The sequence below is a fragment of the Cognatishimia sp. genome, assembly GCF_964229375.1.
GTDB lineage: Bacteria > Pseudomonadota > Alphaproteobacteria > Rhodobacterales > Rhodobacteraceae > Cognatishimia.
This window is the reverse complement of the sequence record NZ_CAXREH010000027.1, coordinates 14288-27045: the sequence shown is the minus strand read 5'-3', so window position 1 is coordinate 27045 and position 12758 is coordinate 14288. Positions and strand designations below refer to the sequence as shown.

Here is a 12758-nt window from a genome sequence, read left to right as displayed (position 1 = left end):
AAGCGCGGCCGTCACGCGGCAAAACCCGCGAAAGCGCGCCCAACCTTCGCTGTGAGGCCTTCTATAGATCGATCCGCAGGCCATCCCTTCCGACGATCAACTCGCCGTCATAGTGCCCCGCGCAGGCCTCTTGCCAGTCTTTGGGCCCGAACGTGGGATCGTCAGACGGGATCAAATGCGACAACGCCAAACGCTTTGCCCCGGCCTTCGCCGCTGTGCGTGCGGCATCATGGGCAAAGCTGTGCGAGCGCAGCCAATGGGTCAGCAACCGGTCTGATCCATTCCCGACCCGCTCTAGCAGCGCAGGCAACGCCGCCTCCAGCATCGCTTCGTGGATCAGCAGATCAGCGCCACGCGCAAAGTCTTCGAGCGCTTGGATCGGGGCGGTGTCGCCGGAAAACACAATATGGTTGCGCGCCGTTTTGAACGAGAACGCAAAACAATCCACCAACGGCGGATGCGCCGTGCGGATCGCAGACACCGCAATATCGCCCTGACCCATAACATGGCCTGCATCAATCGTGTGGAACGTCACCAGATCGCGCAGGTCGGGGCGGCCCTCGTCCTCGATACGCAGATCAATATCCGCCTCCATCGAGGCCAGAAAACCGTCCCAATACGCATCAAGCCCCGCAGGGCCATAGACATTGACCTGTGTTTTCAACCCAGACGTCCATGAGGTATGCAGCAGCGGGCCAAGCTCTAGATAATGATCCGAGTGCAAATGGCTGATAAAGATCAACGACAGATCCCGCAGCTGCATGCCTTGATCGATCAACCCTTTGGTCACGCCAAGGGCGCAGTCCACAACGATGGTCTGCCCATCCAGGCACAGCAGATTTGAGGTCGGCAGCGAGGAGCCCGGCCGCACGGCAGGCCCCCCTTTAGTGCCCAGCAGGCACACATAGTCTTGTGTCATATCCAAGCCCTTCACACCGCCGCAAAACCAGCGTCAAGCGCAGCAAGGATCGTATTTGCGTCATCCTCTGTCAGAACCAGCGACGGCGACAGGATAAGGTTCGGGCCAGACACGCGTACAATCGCACCGTTTTGATAGGCCGTCTCTTGGATTTTCGATGCGGTCACCGGATCGATGACCTTCTTGGTGGCGCGATCACTCACCATTTCCATTGCCGTCATCAGACCATATCCGCCCCGCACATCCCCGATGATATCGTATTTTTCCATCAGGGATTTGCACCCTTCAAACAATTGCGTGCCACGTGCTGCGGCATTGTCTTTGACGTTCAGGCGCTTGGTCTCAGCCAGACAGGCAATCGCGGCGGCGGCACCGACAGGGTGGCCGGAATAGGTATAGCCATGGCTAATTCTGGCGTCGGGATTTTTTTCGAAGGCTTCGATCATCCGCTCGCCCAGCATGACGGCTCCAAACGGGAAGAACCCGTTGGTGATCGCCTTTGCGGTGGCCATCATGTCCGGCTGAATGCCCCAAAGCCGCGCACCAGACCATGCGCCAGTGCGGCCATAAGCCGTGATTACTTCGTCGGTGATCAGCAAGATGCCGTTGCGATCACAAATTTCGCGCACCGCTGGCGCGAAAGACGGATGCGGCGGGATCACCCCACCTGCGCCAAGGATCGGCTCCATGATCATGGCGGCGATTGTATTCGCACCTTGGAAGGCAATTTCGTCCTCCAGCGCCTGAACGCAAAGCTGCGCCAGCCGTTCGGGATCGGTTTCATTGAAAGGGTTGCGATAGGTATAAGGCGCCGGAATATGGAAACAGCCCGGCAACAGCGGCTCGTAGGCGTTGCGGAAGTTCGCGTTGCCGTTCACCGACGCGCCGCCCATATGAGTGCCGTGATAACCTTTCTTCAGGCTAAGAAACTTGGTCCGACCCGGCTCGCCCCGCAGCTTGTGGTATTGACGTGCAAGACGCAAAGACGTCTCGACGCTGTCAGATCCGCCCGACGTAAAGAATGCCCGTGTCAGCCCGTCAGGTGCGAAGAACTCGCTCAGCTCATAGGACAACTCAATCGCAGCGTCGTTCGTAGTGCCGCGGAAGGTCGAATAATACGGCAGCGTATCCAGCTGCTTGGCAATCGCGTCTTTCACCGGCTGGCAGGAATAGCCAAGGTTCACATTCCACAAGCCCCCTACCGCGTCGACAACACGGTGGCCATCTATGTCCGTGATGCACACACCATCGGCCTGCGTGACGATCTTGGGGGGCTGCGCCGCGCTGTCCTCTGGCGACGTCATCGGATGCCACATAAAGCGGGCGTTGTTTTCCTTAAGGAAGTTTGAGTCTTTCATGTGGTCGTATCCAATTCGGTCGATTGATTGACGGACGTGGCCCAAGCAGCTTCGACGGCTGCGGGGACTGCGCCGCCCCAGTTCCGGGTAATCTGGCGGGCGGCGGTTATCAGTTCTGCTTTGATTGTGCGCTCAAGGTCAGGAGTGAAACGGGCAGCAACACTCGCGACAGACAGCGCCCCGGCTAGATGCCCGGTGTGGTCAAACAACGGGGCTGCAATGCCTTTAATCTCATCCTCAAAGCTTTGATCGCCAATCCCAAAACCGCTTGCTTTGGTGGCTGCGATCAAATCAACAAGTTCCGCCTCGGTGGTCGGCGTTGATTTCGTGAACGCCTCCATGTTTTTGGTGGCAACCTTCAGCAGATCGTCCCCGCTATAGGCCAGCACACAAAGGCCTGATCCCGTGGCGTGCAGTGGAAAAACGCTGTTGTCGATGACCGCCCGCGTGCCGTGGCGCTGGGATTCGCATTCACACAGGCCATAGAGCGCAGTCCCCGACAACACTGTTACATGCGCCGTCTCTCCGGTCGCCTCAACAAGCGCTGTTAAAACGCTCATGGCCGAGGATTTGCGAGGAACGGTCGCCTCTCGCACCTGCGCCATCTGTATGACAGCCGGGCCAAGACGGTACTGTTTCGTTGCCGGATTTTGCTCAACAAACCCTTCAATTTCAAGCGCTTGAAGATAGCGATAGGTCGTCGCCTTATCGCGCCCAGCCATGCGGCACAGCTGAGACAACCCGATTTCGGGAAGCGTTGTTGAAAAATGCTTCAGCAGCGAAAGCGCCTTTGCTGTGGAGGACATTCTTTGCATCTCTTTTCACCTGAATTCAAAAAAAGTTTGACACACCAAAATTAACAAGGCAACCTTTTTTATGAAACATCGGTTCAATAAGTGAACCAGCAACCGGGAGAATGAAATGCATAAGTTAACGAGTTCCGTTACAGCCATGGCGCTGGCGCTGACCGCCGTCGCGGGCACAGCGATGGCCGAGTATCCAGAAAAGCCGGTCGAGTTTGTCGTCCCTTGGCCTCCGGGTGACCTTGAGGACGTATTGACCCGCATGATCGCCGAAGACTTCTCTGCGGCCTATGGCGTGCCAACCGCTGTTGTGAACAAGCCAGGCGGCGGTGGCGGCCCCTTCCCCGGCGCGATTGACGTCGCAAATGCGCCGGCGGATGGCTATACCATCGGCTCTTTCATCATCGCGATCCCGGTCGTGGGTCCGCAGATCGGCATTCCAGAGCTGAACCCTGATCCTTTCGTGCCCCTGGGCAACTTCCTGACATATCCGTTCGTCATCGCCACAAACGGGGATGCGCCATATGGCACGATGGAAGAACTGGCAGCGCATGCTGCAGACAATGACGTTGTGCTGGGTCACTTCGGCGCGCCACTGGTGCCAACGCAGGTCACCATGGGCTTGGCAAAAGAGATGGGCTTTGCCTTTGCAGCAGACGCGGCATTTGACGCGCTGGACTGCAACACTCTGGCCTCTGGCGACGTGGACGTAATCAACACCACATTGCAACTGATCCTGCCGTGCCTTGATAGCGTGACTGTTCTGGCCTCGATCGGCTCAGAGCGCATCCCGCTGACACCTGATGCGCCAACCGTTGCAGAGCTTGCACCTGATCTGGATGTTGCGCTGTGGAACGGCTTGTTTGTCCATGCAGACACGCCACAAGACGTGCAGGACAAAATCATCGCGGTCGCAGAAAAGACCATGAAGTCAGATCGTGCACAACAACTGGCCGCCGACACGGGCGCCGCTGTCTACTGGCAGCCAGCCGCCGAGGTCGTCACGCAGATCCAAAGCGATATCGCAACGATGGACCGCATCGGCAATATGCTTGCCAACTAAGGCTTCTTCCCGGTGGCTGAGGCGCTTTGCGCGCCTTGGCCGCTTGGCCTTTCAAGAACGGATACCCCTATGTCACGCGTGAAAACGCTACAGTCTTTATTCAAGCGTTACCGCAGGCCGGGCGACATTGTGTTTGCCTGGTTTGCGTTGATTGTATCTGTCTTTTTGCTTTCCCAACTGGCGGATCAAACCCAGTGGCGCAACGGCGGCAAGCTGTTTGCGCAACCGCGTTTCTGGCCTGCCGTTTCCCTTGGCGCCATGTCGCTTTTTGCGGCGCTCCATCTATTGGGATCAGCCCTTTCAGAGCGTATTAACGGCCGCTGGCAAGAGGTTTGGCTTTGGCTCTCATCGATTGAATATGCCGGATGGTTCATAGCCTATGCGCTTGTCGTGCCATACGCGGGATATCTGCCAACGACAGTCGTCATGGCCGTCGCGCTGGCCCTGCGGGTTGGCTATCGAAGCGCCTCGCCCCTCATCGCTGCGGCGGTCGCCGCGGGGGTCATTGTTGTGCTGTTTAAATCGACGCTGAAGGTTAACCTTCCGTCCGGCCTGATCTATGAGAGCCTGCCCGACGGGCTGCGCCAGATCATGCTGACCTATTTCTGATCGGATCTAGACATGGAAAACCTGCTTGCCGGACTCGAGATGCTTGCCCGTTGGGACGTCATGCTTGCGCTGTTTGTCGGCTCGATCGGGGGTGTCATCATTGGCGCAATCCCGGGCGTGGGCCCCGCAGTGGCCATTGCGATCCTGTTGCCAGCCACCTTTTCGTTTGAGCCCATCGTCGGGCTGACCATGCTGTTGGGGATCTATGGATCCTCGATGTATGGCGGCGCGATCCCTGCTGTTTTGATCAACACACCGGGAACTGCCGTCAATGCGCTGACGTCTTATGACGGCTATCCGATGACAAAACGAGGCGAGGCCCATCGTGCGGTGTCCATCGCCTATTCCGCATCCTTCTGGGGCGGTATCTTTGGCATTCTTTGCCTGATCCTTTTGTCCCCTGTCTTGGCCTTCATCGCGCCGATGTTTGGATCGCGCGAAATCTTTCTGGCCGCCCTTTTGGGCATCATCCTTGTGATCCTTGCGCACCGCGGCCAGATCTTTGCCGCCGGCATGCTGGCCATGCTGGGCATCTTTCTGCAAACCGTCGGGCTGGATGCTGTCACCTATACACAGCGTTACACCTTTGGGTACTCGTTCCTGTCCTCGGGTGTGAATTTAATCGTTGTCGTCCTTGGCCTCTTTGCACTTAGCCAAGCGTTTTTCCTTTTGACCGCGCCGGATTCCAGTCCCGACGCCAAGCCCGTAACCGGCAAAATGACGGCAGGCATCAAAGAGCTGTTGAAACACAAAAGAGTGGCGACGGTCGCGTCAAGCTTTGGCGTGGTGCTTGGCATGATCCCCGGCACTGGCGAATTCACCGCGCAGTTCATGTCCTATACCTATGCGCAGAAAACCTCGAAAACGCCCCACCAGTTTGGCAAAGGATCGCCCGAAGGCCTGATCGCCTCGGAAGCGGCCAACAACGCGGTTCCGGCAGCAGCGATGATCCCCCTGCTGGCGCTTGGAATTCCCGGCGAAGCGCTAACGGCGATGATGTTGTCGGTGTTTTATGTCCACAACGTCATTCCCGGCCCACAGCTGTTTCAGAACAACATCGACCTTGTCTACGGACTCTATTTCGCGCTGATTGCCCTGAATGTGATTGTCATAGTGTTCTTGCTGTTCTCAACGAACCTGCTGACCAAAATCATCCGCGTGCCGACCCGTTTCCTGGGCGTGATGATCCTGCTGCTGTCTTTTGTGGGCGTCTATTCGCTGCGCAACTCGCTGACGGACTGCATGATTGCCGCAGGCTTTGGCGTATTCGGCTTGATCCTGAAACGTTTGAACCTGCCAATTGTTCCGATCATCCTTGGCATGGTTCTGGGAGGAATTATGGAGGTCAAGCTGCGCTCGGCCCTGCCGCGCCTAAAGACTCCACTGGATATGATCGATCGCCCGATTGCGGCCATTCTCTTTGGCCTCATCGTTCTCGTGCTGGCGCTGCACATGCGCACCCTGATCAAGGAATGGCGTGCCCACCAGCCCGACGAAGACCACGACATGCACGACAGCCAAACAAGGTAATCCCGAATGGACCAGACACAAATTGATGCCCTGCGCGCGCAGCCCATTGCGCCGTTTTTCCATCTGATTGACGGCAAACATGTGCCCGCATCAGACGGAGGCACAATGAATATCATTTCCCCCATCGACGGAACAGTCATCACGACCACAGCCGCAGGCACAGCGGCCGACATGGAGGCCGCAATTGCCTCGGCCCGCGCAGCCTTTGAAGACGGGCGTTGGGCGAACCAACCGCCTGCCGCCCGCAAAAAAGTTATGATGAAATGGGCCGATCTGATCGAGGCCAACGCGCTTGAGTTGGCAGTCCTCGGCGTGCGCGACAACGGCACTGAAATCGGCATGGCGATCAAGGCAGAGCCTAGCTCGGCCGCCGCCACGATCCGCTATTACGCGGAAGCGCTCGACAAGATCTATGGCGAGATCGCCCCGACCTCGTCTGACATTCTTGGCATGATCCACAAAGAGCCCGTCGGGGTCGTGGGCGCGATCATTCCGTGGAACTTCCCACTGATGATTGGCGCATGGAAGCTTGGCCCAGCGCTGGCGATGGGCAATTCGGTTGTCTTGAAACCATCGGAAACCGCGTCCCTGTCGCTGATGCGAATGGCCGAACTTGCGCTTGAAGCAGGGCTTCCCGAGGGTGTCCTGAATGCCGTCACAGGCGAAGGCCGCATTGTGGGCGAGACGATGGGCCTGTCGATGGACGTGGACGTCTTGGTCTTTACCGGGTCGGGTGCCACTGGTCGGCGGCTCTTGGAGTACGCAGCGCGCTCGAATATGAAACGCGTCTATCTGGAACTTGGCGGAAAATCCCCCAACATCGTCTTCGCAGACGCGCCCAATCTGGACGAGGCCGCGAACGTCTCTGCCGGGGGAATCTTTCGCAATTCTGGTCAGGTCTGCGTGGCCGGATCGCGCCTGTTGGTCGAAGCCTCGATCCACGATGAGTTTGTCGCAGCCGTCGCCAAAGCAGCCGAGGGGATGCGCGTCGGTGACCCGCTGAAGGTCGACACACACATTGGCGCCATAAACTCGGAAGGCCAACTGACGGCAAATCTGGGCTTTGTTAAAACCGCCACCGCCGAAGGTGGCAAGATCGTCACCGGTGGCGACCGCATTCTGCAGGACACTGGCGGCTATTACATGGCCCCCACGGTCGTCACAGGCGTGAGCCGCGACGCAACGCTGGCTCAGAAAGAAGTCTTTGGCCCTGTGTTGGCCGTCACCCCGTTTGAAACCGAGGAAGAGGCCATCGCCTTGGCAAACTCTACGGTCTATGGCCTTGCTGGTGCTGCATGGACGTCCAACCTGGGCCGCGCCCACCGCATGGTGCGCGGCGTGCGCAGCGGGGTTATGCATATCAATACTTATGGCGGCGCCGATGGCACAGTGCCTCTCAGCGGGTTCGGCCAATCAGGCAACGGATCTGACAAATCTTTGCATGCGATAGAGAAATACGTGAACCTCAAGACCGCGTGGATCAAGCTTTAGGGGACACAGATGGCTGACAAGACAATTCTGGTCGTAGGCACCTACGACACCAAAGACGACGAGCTTGCCTTTTTGGCAGGCGTGATCCGCGATCAGGGCGGCAAGGTCGTCACCATGGACGTCTCTGTGCTTGGCGAGCCCTCAAAACCCACGGATTATTCAAAACATGACGTCGCGCAGGAAGGGGGCGGCACGATCCAAGCCGCCATCGACAGCGGCGATGAAAACCACGCCATGCAGATCATGGCCAAGGGCGCAAGCCTGCTGGCGGTGCGACTTTACACCGAGGGTGTCTTTGACGGCGTCATCATCTTGGGCGGCACAATGGGCACCGATCTGGCACTTGATGTTGCCTCGGCCCTGCCCCTTGGGGTTCCGAAGTACATTGTATCAACCGTGTCGTTTTCACCGTTGATCCCCGCAGAACGGCTGGCGGCCGATACGCAGATGATCTTGTGGGCGGGCGGCCTTTATGGGCTGAACTCCGTCTGCAAAGCGTCGCTGTCTCAGGCGGCAGGTGCCGTCTTGGGAGCCGCCCGCGCGGTGCAGATGCCAGACCCGGACAAGCCGCTGATCGGGATGATGTCGCTTGGCACATCAGCGCTGAAGTATGTGATCCCGCTCAAGCCCGCGCTTGAAGCGCGCGGGTTCGAAGTGGCCGTTTTCCACGCCACCGGCATGGGCGGACGCGCGTTTGAAAGCCTTGCCGCCCAGGGCGCTTTCGCTTGTGTGATGGATTTCTGCACGCAGGAATTGGGCAACCACATCCATGGCTCCAACATCTCTGCAGGCGCAGACCGCTTGACCAACGCTGGCGCAACCGCAACGCCCCAGATCGTGGCGCCGGGCTGTTATGATCTGGTGGACGTGGTTGGCTGGAAACCCCTGGATGCCAAATGGTCCGAGCACATGAAGCACGAACACAACCGCCTGCTGACCTCGATCGTGCTGCAAGCCCCCGAGGTCAAAGAGGTCGCACGTGCGCATTCTGCCCAATTGGCCACCGCCAAAGGGCCCGTGGCCCTGATCCTGCCGGAACTCGGTTTGGGCGAATGGGACCGAGAGGGCGCCGACCTACACAACCCAGACGGCCTTGTGGCGTTTCTGGCGGAACTTGAAAAGACCCTGCCCGAAACGGTCCAAGCCCACCGCATCGCGAGCCACATCAACGATGCAGCCTTCGCAGACAAAGCCCTCGAGATCTTCGACGCATGGTGCGACGATGGAACGGTCAGGCGTTAGGTTGCGGTTTCGGAGGCGGACAGGCGCGGTATGACCCTCTGGAACACTTAGCGACAGGGGAATTAGTGAACGTTGTCGCTCAGGTCGCACTTAATGAAACGAAGCCGTTTCCAGTTGAGCAAACCTAAGTTCAAACCCTAAGTCCTAGATGCTTCAAACTTTGCCCAAGCTGCCTCAAACTTTTCAAAGCTAAAATCGCTGTCAGCTGCCGCGTCCAAGATGATCCGTTCGGTGTCCAAAAGCTTTTGAATTCTGGCCGCCAAGTGATCCAAGTGCTGCGCGGGCACAACAAGTGCGCCATGGCGGTCTGCGTGAACGAAGTCTCCGTCATGGATTGTCAGGCCAAAAATCGTGACCTCTGTTGCGATTTCTTTGACGTGGACAAACCCATGGCTTGGGCCGATTGACCCCGCGATGACGGGGAAGCCCTTTGGCAAGTCACCCAAGTCCCGCATGACGCCATTGGTAAGTGCGCCGTTCAGGCCAAAGCCTTTGTGGATCGAAGTGTTGATTTCGCCCCAATAGGCGCCAATGGCCTCTGCCCCGTCCACATCTTCAACCACCGCAATCGCAGGACGCGGGCCGCTGGCCATGTGGCGGTAGTAGTCCATGCGGCGCGCCTTTATGACCTCGGGCGGCTCGGCGGGTGGCGCGATGGCAGAGATTTTTGCGGTTCTGGCAAAGCCCACAATCGCGCCTTCGTCTGGGGCGCTCGACAGCATAGTGCCGCGGGTGAATTGGTTAAACCCGCGTTTGCCCTCGACCACCTCAATCGCATTGCAAACTGTTGGGGTGTCTACCTTTTTCAAAAGATTGAGAAGATCGCTGTTCATGAGGACTCCATCCAGCGCGCAAGCGCTTGGTTCGTTGCTTTAGTGTTTTCCAATGTGGGCAAATGGCCCGCGTTTTCGATGACATCAAAGGCCGCATGCGGCATCAACGAAGCCATGTATTCGTGCCGCGTGATCGGGCAGAGTTTGTCGTGACGACCGCAGAGGATCAAGGCAGGCACCTTGCAGTCGCGCAGCGTCTGAGATTGATCTGGCCGGTCCATTAGCGCGCGGGACTGGCGCAGAAAGGCGTGGGGGCCAAGGCGTAGCGCCATGTCCATACAAAGATCCAGAACCTGTTTTCTGCTTGGACCCGGCGCCAGATATTTTGGCTTCATTTCTTCGCGCATCACATCGGCAAGCCCGCCCTCCCGCACCGCCATCATTTGCGGCACGCGTGTCGCCTTGACCTGTTCGGTTTCAGCCAGCGGATTTGTATCCAGCAAAGCCAGATGGGTTATGCGATCAGGTGCAAGGCGCAGCATCTCCATCGCGACGATGCCGCCCATCGACAGGCCGGCAACGGCGAAGCTGTCTGGCGCATTCGCCAGCACACGTTCAGCCAGTTTGGTAACGCTCGCCTCTTGCGAGATCGACGCGAGGAAAAGGTCGTAATCCCCTGAAAATGCGTCAATTTGCGGCCCAAAGAGGCGCGCATCACACATCATTCCGGGGATCAGAACAAGTGACGTCATCCAGCCAATGCCGCGCCTTCGGACAGAGCGTTCAGCTTGGCGTAGGCGATATCGGGATCGACGGCGCCAAAGCCAGCAAACGTGCCAAACCCGCAATCGGACCCTGCGATCACACGGTCGGCGCCTACGATGTCCACAAAGCGGGACACACGTTCTGCGACAAGCTCGGGGTGTTCCACAAAATTTGTGGTCGTATCGACGACGCCGGGCACAAGGACTTTATCATCGGGAATGTCGGCCTTGCGATCACGGAACACGCTCCATTCATGACCGTGACGTGGATTAGAGGTCTCAAACAGCACGTAGCGCGATTTTGTGGACATCAGCGTGTCAAACATCTTGGACATCGGAATGTCACAGACATGCGGGCCTTCGTAGTTGCCCCAACAGATGTGAATACGAACTTTCTCCGCAGGCACGTCCTGCAGAGCATGGTTCAGCGCGTCGACATGGGAGGCGGCGATCTTCAGGAACTCGTCATCGGACAGATTGTTGAACAGCATGTGACGCGATAGCGCAAGATCCGGGCAGTCGAGCTGTAAATCCAGTCCCGATGCCACAATGGTTTCGTATTCCTCTTTCATGGCATCGGCCAAAGCCGCCAGATAGGCCTCGCGCGTGGCGTAGTGATCATTTTGCAGGAAAAGTGAGATCACGCCCGGGGACGCAGCATTCATAAAGCCCCGTTCGACCCCCTGTTCCGCCATCGCATATTTCAGGTTGGCGATATCCTTTTGCAATTCCCCCTGCCCTTTGGATTTCACCTCTCCAACGCACATAGGTCGCGCGTATTGTGGCGTGCCGCCGTCATCCGCCAAACGCTTGAGAAAGCTTGGGAATTGCTTGAGATCTGCAGGCGCATTACGCGGGCTGTCGCCGTCAAAACCGGTGTAGCGGTCTTTGACGTAGGTCGCATAAGAAATCTTAGAGGTCTCGCCATCACTGACAATATCCACGCCTGACGCGACCTGCTTGCGCACTGTCTCGCTGACGGCGGCAGTCATGCAGGCGTCAAATGCGTCTTGATCGTAGTCTTTGCCGTGTTCGCGAGCAAAAATGAAATCCACCACGTCCTGAGTACGGGGCAAAGAGCCAACGTGGGTTGTCAAAATCTTGGACATGACGAGACCTTTCTTTCGTTTATTTTCCGGTCCAGGTGAGCCCTGCGGGATCATCTGTGGCGGTAATCTGATAGAGCGCGGCCTCTCCGGTCATGGATGGCATTGCACGATGCGACAGCCCCTCTGGGATCGACATGGTGTCGCCGGGCGCAAGCGTGGTTGTCCCGCCGTCCCAATCAACCCGCCAATGCCCTTTGACCGGCATCAGAACCGAGGGTTTGTCTTGACTGTGCATGTCATCAGAGGCAGAGCCGCGCGAGATAAAGTCGACCTCGAACCCGGGTTTGTCCTTCAACAGGCCGTTTTCTGCGATCACCTTGCAGGGCGCTTTGTCTGACAGCGCCAACATGTCCAGATAGCGCGCCACGTGATTTGGCAGAACATCTGCAGTCGTCGGCTCGGGGCGCAGGGCGAGCTCTTCTGCGGTCAGCAAAGGCATAGGTTTGACACCATCAGGCAGTGTCTCGCCCTTTTTGCTGTCATAGAGCTTGCCGGTTTCGGCCAAGATCAGGCCGTGATCTGCGGCGTCTTCGATGACTTGCGGCGCCCACATAACGCCGCCACCGGCATCGTCGCCGCCAAGGATCGCCATGATCATTCCATAGTCGGTGCCGATGTTTTCAAAGCCACGGAAAATGCCGGTTGGGATGTTGAAAATATCGCCAGGCTCCAGTGTGACTTCGCCCGCATTCCCCCAACGGCCCCAGAAAAACCGCCAGCGGCCTGACAGCACAAAAAATGCTTCGGCTGTGCGGTGGTCGTGCAGCGAGTTGCGACATTTCGGGGGCTGGCCTGCCGCGCCGATGTTGAACCCATGCGGTGTTGCGATATGCACGTGCTGGTCAGGGCTTTCGCTGACCCCGCCGCCGATGATCGTGAAGTTTTCTTTCTGATCGCTGCCGGGTGTATGGGCGTCGATAAAGGCTGTTTTACAGGGTTTCAGATCGCCATAACGAACGATGCGGCTGTCCATGTCTTGGGGTGTCATTTTGATTATCCTCTAGATTTTTCAGTGGGTTGCGCGTGAATTTTCGCACAACCCGGAGGGTGAGGATTAAGTCGGCGTGCCCGCAAAGACGCGCGGTGCACGTGGAAAC

12 protein-coding genes are annotated in these 12758 nt (G+C 57.8%); 5 read left to right on the top strand and 7 right to left on the bottom strand.

The window, feature by feature from the left end:
• Positions 1-61: 61 nt before the first annotated feature.
• From ACEQWH_RS02240 to ACEQWH_RS02230, 3 genes are read right to left on the bottom strand one after another with little or no spacing between them, the layout of a single operon-like run.
• Positions 62-919 carry an MBL fold metallo-hydrolase gene (locus tag ACEQWH_RS02240; protein ID WP_370227914.1) on the bottom strand — a complete coding sequence of 286 codons (858 nt, stop codon included), beginning with the start codon at positions 917-919 and terminating at the stop codon, positions 62-64.
• 11 nt (positions 920-930) lie between these two features.
• Positions 931-2277: an aminotransferase class III-fold pyridoxal phosphate-dependent enzyme gene (locus ACEQWH_RS02235; protein ID WP_370227912.1), complete on the bottom strand. Its 1347-nt coding sequence runs from the start codon at positions 2275-2277 to the stop codon at positions 931-933.
• Positions 2274-3083, bottom strand: coding sequence for an IclR family transcriptional regulator (locus ACEQWH_RS02230; RefSeq protein ID WP_370227910.1), 810 nt, complete (start codon positions 3081-3083; stop codon positions 2274-2276). The genes ACEQWH_RS02235 and ACEQWH_RS02230 overlap by 4 nt, the downstream gene beginning before the upstream one ends.
• Before the next feature lie 115 nt (positions 3084-3198).
• On the opposite strand from ACEQWH_RS02230, the gene ACEQWH_RS02225 reads away from it, so the two are divergent.
• The 5 genes from ACEQWH_RS02225 (at position 3199) to ACEQWH_RS02205 (ending at position 9015) form a co-directional block, all read left to right on the top strand.
• Positions 3199-4143: a tripartite tricarboxylate transporter substrate-binding protein gene (locus tag ACEQWH_RS02225; protein WP_370227908.1), complete on the top strand. Its 945-nt coding sequence runs from the start codon at positions 3199-3201 to the stop codon at positions 4141-4143.
• A gap of 69 nt (positions 4144-4212) precedes the next feature.
• A complete protein-coding gene (locus tag ACEQWH_RS02220; protein WP_370227906.1) occupies positions 4213-4752 on the top strand; it encodes a tripartite tricarboxylate transporter TctB family protein in 540 nt (179 codons plus the stop codon).
• A 12-nt stretch (positions 4753-4764) separates the two neighbouring features.
• Positions 4765-6282 (top strand): tripartite tricarboxylate transporter permease, encoded by a 1518-nt coding sequence (locus ACEQWH_RS02215; RefSeq protein WP_370227904.1) that lies wholly within the window; start codon positions 4765-4767, stop codon positions 6280-6282.
• A 6-nt stretch (positions 6283-6288) separates the two neighbouring features.
• Positions 6289-7773, top strand: a complete 1485-nt coding sequence (locus tag ACEQWH_RS02210) for an aldehyde dehydrogenase family protein (RefSeq protein WP_370227902.1) — start codon at positions 6289-6291, stop codon at positions 7771-7773.
• Positions 7774-7782: 9 nt separating this feature from the next.
• Positions 7783-9015 carry a Tm-1-like ATP-binding domain-containing protein gene (locus ACEQWH_RS02205; RefSeq protein WP_370227900.1) on the top strand — a complete coding sequence of 411 codons (1233 nt, stop codon included), beginning with the start codon at positions 7783-7785 and terminating at the stop codon, positions 9013-9015.
• A gap of 137 nt (positions 9016-9152) precedes the next feature.
• Here the strand turns inward: ACEQWH_RS02205 and ACEQWH_RS02200 are convergent, their stop codons facing one another.
• Genes ACEQWH_RS02200 through ACEQWH_RS02185 form a run of 4 tightly spaced genes read right to left on the bottom strand, consistent with a single transcriptional unit; the run spans position 9153 to position 12649 of the window.
• Entirely contained in the window at positions 9153-9848 is a 696-nt protein-coding gene (locus tag ACEQWH_RS02200; protein ID WP_370227898.1) for an RraA family protein, read from the bottom strand.
• Complete coding sequence (locus ACEQWH_RS02195; protein ID WP_370227896.1) at positions 9845-10540, bottom strand: alpha/beta fold hydrolase; 696 nt, start codon at positions 10538-10540, stop codon at positions 9845-9847. Before ACEQWH_RS02195 ends, ACEQWH_RS02200 begins: the two co-directional genes overlap by 4 nt.
• Entirely contained in the window at positions 10537-11661 is a 1125-nt protein-coding gene (locus ACEQWH_RS02190) for a cobalamin-independent methionine synthase II family protein (protein WP_370227895.1), read from the bottom strand. The genes ACEQWH_RS02195 and ACEQWH_RS02190 overlap by 4 nt, the downstream gene beginning before the upstream one ends.
• 19 nt (positions 11662-11680) lie before the next feature.
• Positions 11681-12649 (bottom strand): cupin domain-containing protein, encoded by a 969-nt coding sequence (locus tag ACEQWH_RS02185; RefSeq protein ID WP_370227893.1) that lies wholly within the window; start codon positions 12647-12649, stop codon positions 11681-11683.
• Between the last annotated feature and the right edge of the window lie 109 nt (positions 12650-12758).